Origin of the sequence: Oleomonas cavernae (assembly GCF_003590945.1) — a bacterium.
In the GTDB taxonomy this organism is placed as follows: Bacteria; Pseudomonadota; Alphaproteobacteria; order Zavarziniales; family Zavarziniaceae; genus Zavarzinia; species Zavarzinia cavernae.
In genome coordinates, this window is the sequence record NZ_QYUK01000008.1 from 597,142 (window position 1) to 610,388 (window position 13,247).

The following is a 13,247-nucleotide window of genomic DNA, read 5'->3' on the forward strand; positions in this document are numbered from 1 at the left end:
GCCCCGCTCTTTCTATTTGCTGGCATAGAGCAAAGCGCCACGGCGGAACTGCTCCACATAGGTTTCGGTGGTGTCGAAGCCGGTGATGCCGAACCAGCCCCGCGGCGACCACTCGAAGCGCACGAACAGGGTCTTGCCGTTGGGCAGGAGCACCCGCTTCAAGTAGGACCGGCGCAGGGCGACCCCGCTGGCCACCGCAACCCATTCAGCCCAGATCTCGTCGGGATCCTTGATCGCATCGGCCAGCAGCAGCGTGTAGAGCCCGCGGTCGCGCTTCATCGACTTGAAGCCATAGACGGCACCGTTCGGGCCGCGCTGTTCAAATAGCGACTTGTCGATGCCGATGATCCCGCCCGATGGGTCGCGCCACTCCACCGGTGTCGCGAGGTCGGCGCCGAATTCCTTGAGGAAGCTCTCGACATACTCCTGGTCCGGCCGGCCGGCCGGCAGCACGCGCGACGCCGGCACGGCCTGGGCTGGACGCAGCAGCGGCAGCTTGGCCGGTGCCGGCGGCGGCGTCAGCGGCGACAGCGGCGCCTGCAGCTCGACGGGGACCACACCCTTCAGCGAGGCCTCGCCGACGTTGTATTCCCAGCCGCGGTCGATGCCGGGATAGCGGGTTTCGGGCTGGCCGGTGCGCGGATCCACCGTCTCGATCGGCCGCTCGTAGGGCGCCTTGTCCGGCCCGCTCTTGCCCAGCGCCGTCAGCTGCCGCTTGCTCAGGGCCACGACGTCGCAGTTGCAGCCCCAGCCGTTGGGGGGAAAGTGGGTCTTCCACCAGGGATCGTCGGCCGCCAGGCACTGGCCGTTCCAGGCGACGTGGTGCGGCCGGGGATAGCGGCTGTCGTTGTGCCTGTACTGCCAATAGGGCCGGTACTTCAGCACATCCGGGTCGGTCATCTGCGCGTAGCGGCCGGCCATGTAGGACGTGCGCAGGTTGGTCTTGTAGATCAGCCTGGCGCGCCAGGCGCGGCGCTCGGCATCGGTCTTGCCGCGGGCATAGAACTGCCAGCCGGTGCGGGCGACGATGTTGTCGAAGTCCTTCTGGAACTCCTGCAGGCTGACGCCCTTGGTCACCGCCTTGTCCACAGCGGCGCGAAAATCGGCCAGCATGTCGGCCTGGACGACGCCGGCCACCGAGAAGGCGCGGGCGTGCGCCTGGTGGCGCAGGTCATCCCATTTCCGGGTGGGCAGATCGACCTTGCGCTGGAAGAAGTCGATCGCCTCCTGGAAGGGCAGCGAGACCCCTTCAATTGCCATTCGAGACCTCGTTGCGGCCGGCCAGGCCGGCGACGGTGATCGCCTTCTCCATCACTTCGGCCAGGTTGGAGGGGTCGATATCCGGCAAGATTGTCAGCAGGCGCTCGGCCAGGTCCTCGTAGGAGGCCGCGGCAAAGACCTGCTCGCGGATCCTGGCGATCATCGCGCTGATCGCCGGGGCGGCGGCCTGGTCGAGCTGGTCGACCAGCGGCGCCAGGTCATCGTCCTCCTGCGGGTCGGCGAACTCGGCCTCGGGCCGGGGCGGCGGCACAACCAGGCTGTCGTCTTCGTCGGGCTCGTCTTCCTTCTCGACCCAGTCGCCGCCGTAGGTCTCGTTGATATACTCGGCATCCTTGGGCCGGTAGCCCATGTCGTAGATGGTCTTGTCGCGCGCCGCCCGTTTATCCAGATCCTCGGCCTCCGAGAAGTCGCGCCAGACCTGGGGCAGACCGGCGCCGGGCATGTTGACCTCGACGATCCACTTCACCAGCGTGTCGTTGAGCGTGCTCGAGACAAGGTCGGCATCGGCCTTGGCAATCGCCACGCGCACCTCGTTGTGCACCTCGCCCAGCGACCGGGAACCGCGCTCGCCCGAATTGGTCGACAGGGTCTCGCCCAACACTGCCTCGGACATCAGCTCGTCGAGATAGCGGGCCAGGCCTTCCTGGGTATCACCGCCGCCGCCCCGCGCGGCTTCCAGCAGCTCGATCACGACGCCTTCGGGCACGACGATGCCGGCATCACGGATCATGGCCCGGATCGACGCGAGCAGCTTGTCCTGCTTTTCCTTGTCGTACCCGCCGGGATAGGTGGCTTTCACGGTCGGCGCCGCGAAGCGCTCGCTCGCCTGGAGCCAGTGGCCCAGCACCTGACGCTTGAACCAGGCCGGCCAGAACAGGACCGTGCCCAGGCCCAGACCATAGGGCTCATCATCGTCATGGTCGACGTTGTAGCGGTGCACCACGAACTTGCGGCCGGGCAGCTCGATGCCGTCAAAGCCGCTCTCGCGGGTAAGCAGGCGGGGCTCACCTTCAGGCGTGAAGCGGAACCGCCGCTGTTTGCGCACCTTGGTCCTGGCAACCGTCCACACACCGCCGCGGTTCTCCCACATCGCCTCGGCGACGGCATAGCCCTTCAGCACCGCGCCCATCAGGCCCATGGTCAGACGATCAAAGCCGATGCCCTTGAGCTGCTGCTTGACCAGCTCGGCCGCCTTCTTGTCGCGCAGCCGGTCGGAGGCCTCGATGACCGTCCATTCGCGCGAGGTGACCTCCAGGGTGCGCTTCTGCAGGACCGAGAAGGCATGCGGGTCGCGCTTGATCTCGTCATAGAGTGCCAGGCCCTTGCCGCCGCCCCGCGCGATGATGGTCGCGTCGGTCGGGTCGATGGTGGTCGAGAACTGCGGCACCATCGGGTCACGGGCGACGGTGGCGATCTCCTGGGTCGTGGGATTGGCCATGTCATCACCTCAGATAGTCGAAATCGGCGCGCAGGCCGTATTCGCCAAACGCGTCGCCGCGGGGCAGGCCTGGTCGGTCAGCTGCACCGAAGGTGGCGTCGAGCATTTCGGCGCTCGCCCGCGGCGCGCCGATCGGCAGCACGTCGCCGTCGACGACATTGGCCACCGTGGCGGCCCAGGCCAGTGCCAGGGCCACCGCGAAGTCGCCATGACGGCCCTTGCCATCACTGCCCTTGTGGGTGACCTCAGGCACGCGCGGCGTACCCTTGACCAGCTTGATCTGGCGCAGATCGTCGATGTGGTCGGCATCGGCCGGCAGGTCGACGTCGCGGTCGGCAACGCCGGCCACCATGCGGGGCATGTTCTCCAGGTACCAGGCCTCGGTCATGTGGACCGGCTCGACGATCGAATAGCCGTACTTCTGGGCAGTCAGCTCGCCCAGGTGCGCACCGTTGCCGGTGGCATCAAGCTTGACCGCACCGCGCCGGGGCAGATGGTCGATCAGCCACCACAGGATCTGGCGCTGCTGGTCGAACGGCACGTTGCGCATTTCAATGACGAAAGGCGCGTGACGGCGCAGCGCCTGCATGACGGCGAGTGGCACGATGACCGAGACGGCGCCCGATCGCGCGAAGTCCTGCCCCACCGAGTAGCGCCAGCGCGGATCCAAGGTCTCGACCAGGGGCGCCAGGTGGTCTGCTATCCAGGCCGCGGCAAAGGCCTCCCGAGCCTCCCTCGTCTGCATCTCGAAGCCAGGCGGGCATTCCAGGCGCAGCACCGGCAGGCCCGGCACCATGCAGGCCTCGATCTGGGCTCGGGTGAGCACCACGCCGGAACCCTGGCTGGGGATGCAGCGCAGTTCCTCGTCGGCGTCGGCGCCGTAGCTCTTGTAGATTTCGGCACGCCACTTGGCTTCGCCCTCCGGGGACCATTCAATTCCCCGTGTCAGGCAGACGCGTTGGTATAGGCCCTGCTCGATCGCGTCATCGAAGGTGCACCGAACGACTGCGCCCGGTCGCTTGCCTGCGCGGATCTCGTTGATCAGTTCGTTGAAGGGGTTGTCGACGCCGTTGTGCGTCGAGATCACCAGCACCTTGCCGCCCCAGATCAACAGCGCCATTGCCGCCTTCAGGAGGGCTGCAGCGTCGTCGTGGAAGGCGAATTCGTCGAGGATGACATAGCCCTGGCGACCACGCAGCGACCGCGGCCGGGACGAGAGGGCGACGATCTCGTAGCCTGACGCAAAGCCGATGCGAAAGGCCTGGATGGTCCGCGGGTCGCCGTGGCTGTCGACGTCCTGGAACAGGAATTCCCCGACCTCGGTGATGCCGGGCATGAAGGCCTTGGCCCACATGGCGCAAGTGTCGATGAACTCCCGCGCCATATCGAGGTTGTAGCCGATATAGAGGACGTCCATGCCGCCGGCCGCGCGCTGGGCGCCGGCAGTCAGGACTGCATCGGCCCCCACCGCCCAGGTGAAGCCGACGCGGCGCGACTTGTCCGATACGACCAGAGCATTCGTGGCGGTGGACCGAAGCAGTTCCTGTTGCTTGGGCAGCAGCACGTCGGGCAGCGATTTGCCCACCAGCATGGGGGGCAGTGACTGGGTCTGTATCCGCCGATGCTCTGCCCACTCCTGGTCGGTGATCGGCCCCAGGCCGCCGTCCGGCGGGCTCATGCGGCGACACCCAGGATCTGCTTCTTGATCTCGTCGATCGTATCGCGGGACATGCCGCGTTGCTTCATGACGCCCTCGGCCGCCTTCACGGCGTCACGCTTCGCCTTCTCGGTCGCCCGCTTCTCGATCTTCTCAATACGGTCGGCATCGGTCTTGGCGGCGCTCGCGATATTCTTCATCGCGCCGGTCGCGAACAGCAGTTCTTCAGGCCCCAGCACCACGCCCTGGCCCTGCATGGCGGCGCGACTGAACTTGAACAGCAGGCCTTGCATCAGTTCCAAATTGAGGCGGAACAGCTTGTCGTCGGGCTGGTCGCCATACTTCGCTAAGATCCCCTCGGCCATCGCCCGCTGTGCCCGCATCTCCTTGCCCAGCTCGTCCATCTCGGCCAGGTGCCTGCCCATGGCAGATCGCGAGATCGGATCCGAGGCCATGGTGCCCAGTGCCTCGTTGATCCGTTCGACGATCTCGTCGAGCGTATGACCGGCCTGGCGCAGCGCGCCGATCCGGTTGCGGACCTCCGGCGGCAGGCGGTCGATCTTCGAGGGACGGGGCATGGGCTCAGTCCCGCGGTTCCGGGCGGCGGATACCGTGGACAACCAGCAGCCCGGCGGCGACTTCGCAGCCACGCTCTGTTGGATGGACAACAACGAGGTCGCCGAGATGGTCGAGTCTGACCATGCCACCGTTTTCGAGGAACGAGAGTTCGGCGCGGATATTTCCCCGGGTTGCCTTGAACCCATAGGGGGCGACCAGGTCGACCAGCATGAAGTCATTGGCGCCATGGAGCCGCCAAAGGAGGTCGAGAAGGCACAACCTCAGGCCTTCGCGCCAAAGAGTGCTTACCATGCGCTGCAGATCGTTCATTGCGAAACCTCACACGCCCATGGAAGGGTATTCGATGCCGGACACCGGATCGACCTGGCGGGCCAGGAAGGAGACACCGCGCTTGGTGAGCGTGGCGATCCGCACTCTACCCTGGTACCACTCGTCCACTATCAGACCCGCTTCCTTGAGCATGTCGAGGTCGCTGCGCACGGCATCGTCGGTGGCCAGGCGGCCCCGGAAGCCAAGTGCGGCAAGGGCGACCTTGATCACGCTCTCGTTGGCGCTGCCCTCGTTCTCGGCCAGCACCCGCAGCAGCGCCAGGCGGCGGGACCGGGCATTGGCATCTGCGTAATCGGTCATGCCCGTCCCCTATTGGCCAGCAGGTGATCCTCGATCCGGCTGAGGGTGGCGCGCTGGGCCGACTGCTCCTGGGCCACCCCGCTCATCTTGCCGCTCAGCCCGGAGATCTCGGCGCGCAGTTCGGAAATGTCGTCGCTGGACGGCAGGTGTTTCAGCTCGTTCTCGATCAGCAAGGTACGGCTGCCCAGCGTCGCCATTTCGCTGTTGGTCGTGGTGAGCTTCGAAAGCAGGGCCTTCTCCACCTTCTCCAGGTCCTCCTTCGACGCCAGCCCCTTGCGGATCGCCCAGCCGAGAACGGTCAGCGCCCCCGCGATGCCGAAAGCGATTACCCCCCACCATTCACGCACCCAATCCATCACCGTCTCCGCTCGGCTCGCGTTTGACATTCGATGCACCGCATCGTTCCGGGAACCGCCCGGCGCCGGTCTTCAGGGATCTCTTCCCCGCAGTCGACGCACCAACGGTGCTCGGGGCCGATCACCCGGCGACGATGCGCATCGAGCGCCTCGTCACTCAGGATCTCGGCCCGGCGCTGTGCCAGGTCCATCGCATCAGCCACCGCCACACCAGGTCAGGGCTGGACGGTGCCGGCCGGCAGCAGGAAGGGCTGATCGATGCGAGCCAACGCCATCTCGTGCAGGTCTTCGTGATCCAGGGCGAAGCGCTTCACGGCGTCGGGGAACTTCTGCGCCAGGATCTTCGCCGCATCGGCCGCCAGGCCTTCCTTGACTTCCACGGTCAACTTGCCGTCGAGCATCTGACTACTTCGGGCCTTGGCCAGGTCGATCGCGGCATAGGCGCCCTGGTAGAGATATTGGCGCACCACATCGTCGCTCTTGAGCTTGAGCCAACCGGCCAACAGCTTGACGCCCAGCCCGACCAGGGCAGCCAGCGCCAGGCCGATCGCCTCGGTCACGGACGGCTGGAAGTCGATGGCGGTCGAGCCGTCCGCGGCATAGGCCTGCGACACGAATGTGGCAGGAACGAGCACGACGTCGGCCTCATCGGCCAGGGCCGGCTTCAGCTCGAAGTCGGCCGGGGCCACGGTGACGACGGTGGGCGCCACGAACGGGGACGCCTCGGCGATCGAGGTCATGGAACCAGCCGCCACGAGAACGGCGGCGGCAGCGAGGACAAGGCGAAGAAACCGCATTGGTTTTCCTTCAGTCGATATCGTTGAAGAACAGGTGCCCGCCGATCGTGCAGAGCGGTGTCTTGCCCCGGCTCCAGGGCGGGGAGACCGCCGGGGTGTGGTAGTGGGTCGAGCCCGAGGTGTTGTCGGCGGCCTGGCCGTGCAACACCATCAAGGCGGCGCAGGTCGCGCGCTGCAGCCGGGCATCATCCAGGTTCGCCGCCACCACGGCGCGGTAGGTCGGATCGCCCTGGTTCCAGCAGCTGAACTGCAGACGGGCCTTGCAGGCGCTGCCGATCGTGCCCGAGCCGTAGAGCGGGTGGCTCTTGCCGTTCTTGGTGAAATACGCCTGGGCGATCCGAACACGGTTCAAGATCACATTGGCGACGGCGATCTGCCCCTGCATGGTCTCGCCGCGGGCCTCGCCGAAGATCGTTCGGGCGAAAACATCGACGTCGAAGGCGGTGGCAATGACCGGTGTGGGCTTGGGTGCGTTTGGCATGGCCCGCAGTTTCACGCGTGCGGGCAGGCGTGATCAGACCGATGGAATGACCCCGGAGGCCTGGGCGATGAAGCCGAAGCACAACTGGCTGGAGCTGGCGGCGGCGGGTTTTCTGGCCCGGTGCTTGTGGCCGCACACCGGGCAGTGGGGTGCCTGGTCCTCGATCGGCGGGCCGCCATTGCCCTTCACGATGCCGTCCGTCAGGCGCTTGACCAGGCCGCGCGACAGGTGGGTCTCGGCGACGATCTCGTTGATCGACTTGCCGTCCGCCCACAGGCGCCGCACCGAGACGGCATTGCGCTCGGTCTTGGCGGATGGGATCACCATGCTCTCGCCACGATGATGGGCGGCAAACAAGCGGGCGGCCTTCACCCCCAGCGCCTGGGCCAGCCAATGCGCCCGATCGATGGTGTCGGGTTCGGGAATGTACTTCTGCTGGCCGCCGTGCCGCTCGCCGAAGGCAAGGGCAACGTCGACGCCGGCCAGGGTGGCGACCAGTTTGAGCACACCCGGCAGGGTCTCAGGCTTGGGATACCAGTCTGGGCTCATGACTTCCCGCCTCCCGGCCAGTCGTAGATGACGCGCTTCACTTGCCAGGCCTGGCGCACTTCGGCGTCCCACCGCTCTCGGATGGTGTCCGCCACGAACTTGTTGGCGGCCCGGACGATCAGGGTCGGGACACCGTCGCGTTTCTCGACGGCGAACTGGGAATGACCGAACCAGGCGCGGGCAGAGGCTTCCTCTATCCCAGCCGCCATCAGGCGGTCGTAGAGCGGATCCTGGCTGGCCGACTTGTCGATCGTGAGGTGACGCTCGACCGGGTCGGGGTAACTTTCGTGTCCGGCATCGTTCAGCCAGGTCGAGACCAGCGGCAGGAACAGCGGCTCTGATTTCAGGCGCTTGCACTCGGCAGCATATCGGGCGGCGGCCCTGGCCAGAAAGTGGGGGTCTACACCGGCGGCCACGGCCTTGGCGAAGGCCGCACGGGCCTTGCCGGGCCGGTCCTGGGGCCGCCGCGGGAAGACCTGCCAGAAGGCTTCGAAGGGCTCTTGAAGATGGGTCGGAAAGGGTTTCATAGGTAGGCACCATGCAAAATTCGGTCAATCACTTGGACGACCTCAGCGCTTTTGCCCTGCTCGATCAAGTCGACGGGCAACTGGCCATCGAGTTGGGGGTGGGGCGAGACCAGCCACAGCTTGGCCTCGGCCTCCGTGTAGATCTCCAGCAGCCGGGCCATCACCTCGAACATCATGCTTGGCCTCTCTTTGCCTTGCGGATCAGGTCGCCATAGCCGCGGATGATCGTGGCGACTTGTTCCTTGCGCGCCTCTCGGACGCTGGCGGTTCCCCAGACCAGCGTTACGTCGGCACTGTCGATTGCCCCCTGTTCTGCCAGGGCGATCAGCTTTGCCATCTGCGCGGTGACCAGCAGGCGATTGGCTTCCTCGGTATCGACGCCGGGCTTGACCTTAAAGCCCTCGCGCTCGCACCAGGCGCGCAGGGCCTCGATGATCCGGCTGGCGTCGTGCGCCGACACCCATTGCAGTGCCTGGACGCCGCACTGGCGCTCGGCGAATGAGGCGATCGCCCCCTCGCTGGCATCGTCGACGGCGCCCAGCGCCCACAGGGAGAGCCACAGGGCGCGGATCTTGCGCGCGTGGGCGCTGTCGGCCAGGGCACGGCCCTTCGGTGCCCTGGCGCGCGCGCCTGAGCGCCCCTTGATGGCGTCCAGGGCCTTGCCCAGCTCGTTGTTCGTCAACTCGGCGGATGAACGCTTGCCGGTGGCCTGGAAGATCACCTCCCGGCGCAGCTCGTCGTCCAGGCCCTGCCGCTTGGCCTCGGCATGCACCGCCGCGATCAGCCGCTTGCGGGCGTCGGGGTTGTGAGCGCCCTTCATGACTTCAGTTCCTTCCCCATTGCGTTGAGGTAGCCGCGGCACGTGCGCATGGCGCGCGCGTCGTAGGTCCCATCGGGTTTTTTGGGATAGGCGAAGCCGACGTCGTCGCCCTTCGAGAGCGGCACGCCCTTGTGGCAATAGAAGCCGGCAAACGCCTTCACGTTCGCCATGACCTGCGCCCAGGTCTCGGGATCGGATTGTTCCGGCGAGCCTTTGCGAAACGCGCAGTTGTCGCAGGGCTTCTCGAACGGCCATTGGGCCTCGAAGGCGCGATACCCTTCCGGCAGCGGCTCCCACAGCGACCGGCAATCGACGCAGCCGGTTATCTGGCGGCCCTTGTAGAAGCCCCCCTGGTCGAAGGTGACGGTATGGGTGCGGAGCGACAGGCACCGCGGGCAACGCCGAGCCGAGCCTGGGAGATTGACCACCTCCCATAGGGCCGACGCCGCGTTGGATGCCGGCGACCGCCGGACCTCCCCGGCCGCTTCGAGTTTGCGCAGTGCCGCCCGGGCCTGGGCCGAGGTCAGTTGATGGCCTTGGCGCCGAAGATGGCCGCGCAGGTAGCAGGTCGTTGCAGGCCCCATGCCGGTCGACAGCACCTGGATCAGGAGGCGAGAGAAATTGGGGGCGGAAGCGGTCATTTTCCACCTCCGATCAGCGCCGGGCCCTCGGCCTGGCCACCCGTCATCGCTTCGGACAGATGGACACCTTCGGCTGCCTTAATGCCCTGGCTGTAGCCCGCGTGATTGAAGATCTGATCGATCCGCTTCGCGGCACGCTTTTCCTTCTTGCTCAAGGCGCGCGGCTCGGCCGTGGCGGTATCGGGGACAGTGACCTCGGGCCTCACCAGGCGCGCCGCAAAGATCGAATTCATGCGCTCCCACAGGCGCAGGCAGAAGCCGGTCATGTGGGCTTCCATCGCAAGGTCGCGGGTTTTGCGGGAACGTTTCAGGCGCCAGGTCTTGTCCTTACGAAAATCGGCGCAGACACGGCTGATCGCCCGATCCAGCACCTCGTACAGATACTCGGCCATGAGCATGTCGGGCTCACGCGCGGCGAACACCAGGCGATACTCCCAGCCCTTGCCGCGCCGGACGGCCTTCCAGCTACTGCTGGCTCGGCAGACATCCTCGATTGCGTGCCACAGCAAGCTGTAGGGGAAAAGGTACCGGGCCCTTGTCAGCGCGATCGGCGCGCTGCTCATGATCTCGGCGCCTTCGGCGTCGACCCCATAGGTCGCCATCAGCGCCGCCGCCTTCTGCATCGCGGCCGACGCCTCCGCCTCGGTGCAGCCGTTGGCCATCGTCTTGGACCGCAGGGCGCGGATCTTCGCCTTGATGCCTTCCAGGTTACTCATGGCCGACCTCCAGCATCTCGTTGCCTGCCGCCGTGATCTTGAGATGCTCGATCATCACGCTGGCACGGCGCCGAAATGGGGACGGACGGAGGACGATCTCCACAAGCCCCCCGCGCAGCAGGCGGTTGACGACGCCGGGATTGACCGAGCAGCGGGGCACGGGTGCGACAGCGATGTTCCGCAGCTCGGCAGTTGCATAACTGGAAAGAGGGCGGGTCTTGGATCCATTGAGGGGCAACACATGGTTCATCGGCCTGCCTCCCCATGGGTATCGGTCAGAGCCGCCGCGCTCGCCTGCCGGCGATACATCGTGGCGAGCTTCTCGAACTTCGACCGGTCCTGCCGCTGTTGCGGCGTCTTGGGGCACCGGGCCAGGAAGTCGTGCCAATCGGCGTGCCACTGGAAATAGGCCGCGGTGTTGGGCTGATAGGGGTTTGCCGTCACCGGATGGCCAGCACGGGCGCACACGTCGCCGCGCTGCATTTGGGGTGGGATGTGGCTGGTCATGACTTGTCTCCCCGCGTCGCCTTGAAGCGGCGCATCTGCTCAGCCCGGCGCGCCTTCATCCGGTCGACGGCGCCCTTGTGGACGCTCCAACTGCCATCGTCGTCCAGCACCGGCACATTCAGCCGCTCGCCGCCCTGCACCACGCCGACATAGGCGGGCGGGCAGACCGTGACCTTGCCATCGGCGATGGCCGCGGCGACCAGGTCCGCATCGGGATCCTTCTTGTCGACGATCGGTGTCGGCGGGGGCGGCACGAATGGCGCGGAGACGATGCGCACGGGCGCGGCGGGTTGCTTTGTCGGGCGGGTGGCCAGCAGCTTGAGCCGGGATGCCACGCTGGTCGCCGGACGGCGCAGCTTGGTGCCGATCTGCGCCTGGGTCAGGCCCTTGGCCGCCAGGTTGCGAAGCTGCAAGTCTTCGGCCTCGGTCCAGCTGCGGAATTTTTTCGGGGCGGCCGTTCGCGCGGCCGGCCGCGCCTTGGGCTCCGCATTCGGGGCAGCACGCTGACCTGCCCCTACTGACTTCACCTCGACCGCCCCACCGGCGACGGGCACCACGGCCCCACCGGGTTTCAAATTCTGCTCTGGCGCCGCGTCAAGCCGGCGATAGCGCCGGGTGGAGGCAGTCCCCCCGGCCTGGACCAGGCCGCGCTCGCTCAGCACACGCAACGCGCCGTGGACCTGGTCGCGGGAGAGGCCCGTCGCCAGCTCGATATCCAGCGCCTTGAAGGCGACGCCGACAGCCCGCCACATCACCGAGCGGCGCACCCGCTCGGTCACCTGATCGTCATCGGGCTGGTCGACCGCTTCGGGCGGCACCTCCACAGGCAGTTGCAGCCAGGCGCCCACCAGGCCGACAAGGGCAACGGCCATCATGCCCTGGGCGACCAGGTAGGCATTGCCCGAACGCAGGGCGGATGCGTCGATTTCCATCGGTCCCTCCTTCAGCGGTCGGGCGCGCGGCGCGCCCGGTCGTTCACGATTTCGACGAGATCCTGCCAAGGGATCGCCCCGGTGCTGACGATCAGCGACACCAGGGTTTCCATTGCCGCTCGGGCGGCCTGGGGCGAGGCGTCGAGGCCGGTCACCCGCTCGACGATGGCGAGCCGGCCGGCACTGGCGCGCAATTGGTCGCCGGCCTGCGCAATGCGGCGCCTGGCGGCTTTGCCCATGCCGCGGGACAGGTGGGCTGTCGCCACGTCCCAGGCGCGGGTGGCGGCATCCAGTTCGAGGACGTCCTCGGCAACGGGGCGCACGGTCATGCCTCCCTCGGCGCGATCGGCTCGGGGCCGGTGGCGGTGACATCGATGGAGGCCTGCCGGTCGGCTTCGAGCGCGCCGGCCTCGCGATCCAGCATTTCGAGAGCGCCCACTGCCGGCTCGATGTGCGAGTAACGCCAGGGAAGGCCCATCACGACGAAATACAAGCCGATGTACCGGTAGTGGATGCCCGCGCCCATGTAGACATCGACGCGCGCCAGCCGGGCATCGGCCACGCTGCGATAGAGGACATGATCCTCGTCGCGCAGCGTAGTGTCGGCCGCGCGGGCCCAGCCCATATCCCTGGCCTGATCGACCGTTAGGGGCACTTTCCTGTCAACCATGTTCACCTCCTGGTAGGGGCGCCCTGCCTCGCGTGCACGTGCACGCGCGAGAGGCGCGGTCATTCGTCACCTGCCGGGGCCTTCATGCCCAAGGCTTCGAGGTAGAGGTCGAGGATGGCGTCCATCTCCTGGCGCTCGGCTTTGTCGATCTTCCGCAGGCGGATGACCTGGCGGATGATTTTGGTATCGAAGCCGTTACCCTTGGCCTCCGAATAGACCTCGGCCTTATCGGCATTCAGGGCGTGGATCTCGCCATCCAGCCGCTCGATGCGCTCGACGAACCGGCGAAGCTGATCGCCCGCGATGCCGACGACGTTGTGCCCCAAACTAGCCATGTTCCACCTCGTGATAGGGCCGACCGGCAGCTTCCAAGAGCGCCTGGCGGGTCGCGATTTCGTGCTCGTAGGGGGCCAGCAGGGCGGGGTTGTCCCGCACCATCTCAAGCCATTGGCCGGCCAGCTTCTCGATCGCCTTGCGGCGCGGCAGCCGGGCCTCGGCCAGGCGGCCCAGCATGGTCACCGCGCGCGACGGGGCATCGCCCTGCCGCATGACGTGGGACACCTGCTCCGCCGCCACGCGTTGTGCGACGTCACCGATCGCCTCGGCGAGCAGCAGCAGACGCCGGCGGGCGTCCCTGCTGATCATGTCGAGGGCGGTGACGCGCAT

23 protein-coding genes are annotated in these 13,247 nt (G+C 66.8%); all 23 read right to left on the minus strand.

Going from position 1 to position 13,247, the window contains the following annotated elements:
* Positions 1 to 12: 12 nt before the first annotated feature.
* The 23 genes from D3874_RS03070 to D3874_RS03170 are packed head-to-tail and all read right to left on the minus strand — an operon-like array spanning position 13 to position 13,247.
* Positions 13 to 1,260 carry a PBECR2 nuclease fold domain-containing protein gene (locus D3874_RS03070; protein WP_119776353.1) on the minus strand — a complete coding sequence of 416 codons (1,248 nt, stop codon included), beginning with the start codon at positions 1,258 to 1,260 and terminating at the stop codon, positions 13 to 15.
* The gene (locus D3874_RS03075) at positions 1,250 to 2,719 is read right to left on the minus strand and encodes a DUF935 domain-containing protein (protein WP_119776356.1); all 1,470 of its coding nucleotides are present in this window, start codon (positions 2,717 to 2,719) and stop codon (positions 1,250 to 1,252) included. Before D3874_RS03075 ends, D3874_RS03070 begins: the two co-directional genes overlap by 11 nt.
* Before the next feature lie 4 nt (positions 2,720 to 2,723).
* On the minus strand, positions 2,724 to 4,397 hold the full coding sequence (locus tag D3874_RS03080) for a terminase large subunit domain-containing protein (protein ID WP_158595799.1): 1,674 nt from the start codon (positions 4,395 to 4,397) through the stop codon (positions 2,724 to 2,726).
* Positions 4,394 to 4,954 carry a DUF3486 family protein gene (locus tag D3874_RS03085; RefSeq protein WP_158595800.1) on the minus strand — a complete coding sequence of 187 codons (561 nt, stop codon included), beginning with the start codon at positions 4,952 to 4,954 and terminating at the stop codon, positions 4,394 to 4,396. The genes D3874_RS03080 and D3874_RS03085 overlap by 4 nt, the downstream gene beginning before the upstream one ends.
* A gap of 4 nt (positions 4,955 to 4,958) precedes the next feature.
* A complete protein-coding gene (locus D3874_RS28335; RefSeq protein ID WP_158595801.1) occupies positions 4,959 to 5,264 on the minus strand; it encodes an ArsR family transcriptional regulator in 306 nt (101 codons plus the stop codon).
* A gap of 9 nt (positions 5,265 to 5,273) precedes the next feature.
* Positions 5,274 to 5,585: an ArsR family transcriptional regulator gene (locus tag D3874_RS03090; protein WP_119776361.1), complete on the minus strand. Its 312-nt coding sequence runs from the start codon at positions 5,583 to 5,585 to the stop codon at positions 5,274 to 5,276.
* Positions 5,582 to 5,941, minus strand: coding sequence for a DUF2730 family protein (locus D3874_RS03095; RefSeq protein ID WP_158595802.1), 360 nt, complete (start codon positions 5,939 to 5,941; stop codon positions 5,582 to 5,584). Before D3874_RS03095 ends, D3874_RS03090 begins: the two co-directional genes overlap by 4 nt.
* A complete protein-coding gene (locus D3874_RS03100; RefSeq protein ID WP_233559805.1) occupies positions 5,941 to 6,132 on the minus strand; it encodes a TraR/DksA C4-type zinc finger protein in 192 nt (63 codons plus the stop codon). The genes D3874_RS03095 and D3874_RS03100 overlap by 1 nt, the downstream gene beginning before the upstream one ends.
* Before the next feature lie 24 nt (positions 6,133 to 6,156).
* On the minus strand, positions 6,157 to 6,738 hold the full coding sequence (locus tag D3874_RS03105) for a hypothetical protein (RefSeq protein ID WP_147385495.1): 582 nt from the start codon (positions 6,736 to 6,738) through the stop codon (positions 6,157 to 6,159).
* A 10-nt stretch (positions 6,739 to 6,748) separates the two neighbouring features.
* On the minus strand, positions 6,749 to 7,219 hold the full coding sequence (locus D3874_RS03110) for a cell wall hydrolase (RefSeq protein WP_147385496.1): 471 nt from the start codon (positions 7,217 to 7,219) through the stop codon (positions 6,749 to 6,751).
* Between the two features lie 33 nt (positions 7,220 to 7,252).
* Entirely contained in the window at positions 7,253 to 7,768 is a 516-nt protein-coding gene (locus tag D3874_RS03115; RefSeq protein ID WP_119776371.1) for a hypothetical protein, read from the minus strand.
* Complete coding sequence (locus D3874_RS03120) at positions 7,765 to 8,295, minus strand: hypothetical protein (protein WP_119776374.1); 531 nt, start codon at positions 8,293 to 8,295, stop codon at positions 7,765 to 7,767. The genes D3874_RS03115 and D3874_RS03120 overlap by 4 nt, the downstream gene beginning before the upstream one ends.
* Positions 8,292 to 8,471 (minus strand): MbcA/ParS/Xre antitoxin family protein, encoded by a 180-nt coding sequence (locus tag D3874_RS03125; RefSeq protein WP_119776376.1) that lies wholly within the window; start codon positions 8,469 to 8,471, stop codon positions 8,292 to 8,294. Before D3874_RS03125 ends, D3874_RS03120 begins: the two co-directional genes overlap by 4 nt.
* Complete coding sequence (locus D3874_RS28340; protein WP_158595803.1) at positions 8,468 to 9,115, minus strand: regulatory protein GemA; 648 nt, start codon at positions 9,113 to 9,115, stop codon at positions 8,468 to 8,470. Before D3874_RS28340 ends, D3874_RS03125 begins: the two co-directional genes overlap by 4 nt.
* Entirely contained in the window at positions 9,112 to 9,756 is a 645-nt protein-coding gene (locus D3874_RS03135) for a FaeA/PapI family transcriptional regulator (protein ID WP_119776379.1), read from the minus strand. The genes D3874_RS28340 and D3874_RS03135 overlap by 4 nt, the downstream gene beginning before the upstream one ends.
* The gene (locus D3874_RS03140) at positions 9,753 to 10,472 is read right to left on the minus strand and encodes a DUF7168 domain-containing protein (protein ID WP_119776381.1); all 720 of its coding nucleotides are present in this window, start codon (positions 10,470 to 10,472) and stop codon (positions 9,753 to 9,755) included. Before D3874_RS03140 ends, D3874_RS03135 begins: the two co-directional genes overlap by 4 nt.
* On the minus strand, positions 10,465 to 10,722 hold the full coding sequence (locus D3874_RS27795) for a hypothetical protein (RefSeq protein WP_147385497.1): 258 nt from the start codon (positions 10,720 to 10,722) through the stop codon (positions 10,465 to 10,467). Before D3874_RS27795 ends, D3874_RS03140 begins: the two co-directional genes overlap by 8 nt.
* Positions 10,719 to 10,979 (minus strand): hypothetical protein, encoded by a 261-nt coding sequence (locus tag D3874_RS03145; RefSeq protein WP_119776384.1) that lies wholly within the window; start codon positions 10,977 to 10,979, stop codon positions 10,719 to 10,721. Before D3874_RS03145 ends, D3874_RS27795 begins: the two co-directional genes overlap by 4 nt.
* A complete protein-coding gene (locus D3874_RS03150) occupies positions 10,976 to 11,911 on the minus strand; it encodes a hypothetical protein (RefSeq protein WP_119776387.1) in 936 nt (311 codons plus the stop codon). The genes D3874_RS03145 and D3874_RS03150 overlap by 4 nt, the downstream gene beginning before the upstream one ends.
* An 11-nt stretch (positions 11,912 to 11,922) precedes the next feature.
* A complete protein-coding gene (locus tag D3874_RS03155) occupies positions 11,923 to 12,240 on the minus strand; it encodes a hypothetical protein (RefSeq protein ID WP_119776390.1) in 318 nt (105 codons plus the stop codon).
* Positions 12,237 to 12,581, minus strand: a complete 345-nt coding sequence (locus D3874_RS03160) for a hypothetical protein (protein ID WP_147385498.1) — start codon at positions 12,579 to 12,581, stop codon at positions 12,237 to 12,239. The genes D3874_RS03155 and D3874_RS03160 overlap by 4 nt, the downstream gene beginning before the upstream one ends.
* A 59-nt stretch (positions 12,582 to 12,640) precedes the next feature.
* A complete protein-coding gene (locus D3874_RS03165; protein WP_119776395.1) occupies positions 12,641 to 12,916 on the minus strand; it encodes a DUF2312 domain-containing protein in 276 nt (91 codons plus the stop codon).
* On the minus strand, positions 12,909 to 13,247 hold the full coding sequence (locus tag D3874_RS03170; protein ID WP_119776397.1) for a hypothetical protein: 339 nt from the start codon (positions 13,245 to 13,247) through the stop codon (positions 12,909 to 12,911). The genes D3874_RS03165 and D3874_RS03170 overlap by 8 nt, the downstream gene beginning before the upstream one ends.

Bases quoted from the DNA above. Each gene is read 5' to 3' on its own strand.
- D3874_RS03070 (WP_119776353.1), bottom strand. From the start codon at position 1,260: ATGGCAATTGAAGGGGTCTCGCTGCCCTTCCAGGAGGCGATCGACTTC.
- D3874_RS03075 (WP_119776356.1), bottom strand. From the start codon at position 2,719: ATGGCCAATCCCACGACCCAGGAGATCGCCACCGTCGCCCGTGACCCG.
- D3874_RS03080 (WP_158595799.1), bottom strand. From the start codon at position 4,397: ATGAGCCCGCCGGACGGCGGCCTGGGGCCGATCACCGACCAGGAGTGG.
- D3874_RS03085 (WP_158595800.1), bottom strand. From the start codon at position 4,954: ATGCCCCGTCCCTCGAAGATCGACCGCCTGCCGCCGGAGGTCCGCAAC.
- D3874_RS28335 (WP_158595801.1), bottom strand. From the start codon at position 5,264: ATGAACGATCTGCAGCGCATGGTAAGCACTCTTTGGCGCGAAGGCCTG.
- D3874_RS03090 (WP_119776361.1), bottom strand. From the start codon at position 5,585: ATGACCGATTACGCAGATGCCAATGCCCGGTCCCGCCGCCTGGCGCTG.
- D3874_RS03095 (WP_158595802.1), bottom strand. From the start codon at position 5,941: ATGGATTGGGTGCGTGAATGGTGGGGGGTAATCGCTTTCGGCATCGCG.
- D3874_RS03100 (WP_233559805.1), bottom strand. From the start codon at position 6,132: ATGGACCTGGCACAGCGCCGGGCCGAGATCCTGAGTGACGAGGCGCTC.
- D3874_RS03105 (WP_147385495.1), bottom strand. From the start codon at position 6,738: ATGCGGTTTCTTCGCCTTGTCCTCGCTGCCGCCGCCGTTCTCGTGGCG.
- D3874_RS03110 (WP_147385496.1), bottom strand. From the start codon at position 7,219: ATGCCAAACGCACCCAAGCCCACACCGGTCATTGCCACCGCCTTCGAC.
- D3874_RS03115 (WP_119776371.1), bottom strand. From the start codon at position 7,768: ATGAGCCCAGACTGGTATCCCAAGCCTGAGACCCTGCCGGGTGTGCTC.
- D3874_RS03120 (WP_119776374.1), bottom strand. From the start codon at position 8,295: ATGAAACCCTTTCCGACCCATCTTCAAGAGCCCTTCGAAGCCTTCTGG.
- D3874_RS03125 (WP_119776376.1), bottom strand. From the start codon at position 8,471: ATGATGTTCGAGGTGATGGCCCGGCTGCTGGAGATCTACACGGAGGCC.
- D3874_RS28340 (WP_158595803.1), bottom strand. From the start codon at position 9,115: ATGAAGGGCGCTCACAACCCCGACGCCCGCAAGCGGCTGATCGCGGCG.
- D3874_RS03135 (WP_119776379.1), bottom strand. From the start codon at position 9,756: ATGACCGCTTCCGCCCCCAATTTCTCTCGCCTCCTGATCCAGGTGCTG.
- D3874_RS03140 (WP_119776381.1), bottom strand. From the start codon at position 10,472: ATGAGTAACCTGGAAGGCATCAAGGCGAAGATCCGCGCCCTGCGGTCC.
- D3874_RS27795 (WP_147385497.1), bottom strand. From the start codon at position 10,722: ATGAACCATGTGTTGCCCCTCAATGGATCCAAGACCCGCCCTCTTTCC.
- D3874_RS03145 (WP_119776384.1), bottom strand. From the start codon at position 10,979: ATGACCAGCCACATCCCACCCCAAATGCAGCGCGGCGACGTGTGCGCC.
- D3874_RS03150 (WP_119776387.1), bottom strand. From the start codon at position 11,911: ATGGAAATCGACGCATCCGCCCTGCGTTCGGGCAATGCCTACCTGGTC.
- D3874_RS03155 (WP_119776390.1), bottom strand. From the start codon at position 12,240: ATGACCGTGCGCCCCGTTGCCGAGGACGTCCTCGAACTGGATGCCGCC.
- D3874_RS03160 (WP_147385498.1), bottom strand. From the start codon at position 12,581: ATGGTTGACAGGAAAGTGCCCCTAACGGTCGATCAGGCCAGGGATATG.
- D3874_RS03165 (WP_119776395.1), bottom strand. From the start codon at position 12,916: ATGGCTAGTTTGGGGCACAACGTCGTCGGCATCGCGGGCGATCAGCTT.
- D3874_RS03170 (WP_119776397.1), bottom strand. From the start codon at position 13,247: ATGCGCGTCACCGCCCTCGACATGATCAGCAGGGACGCCCGCCGGCGT.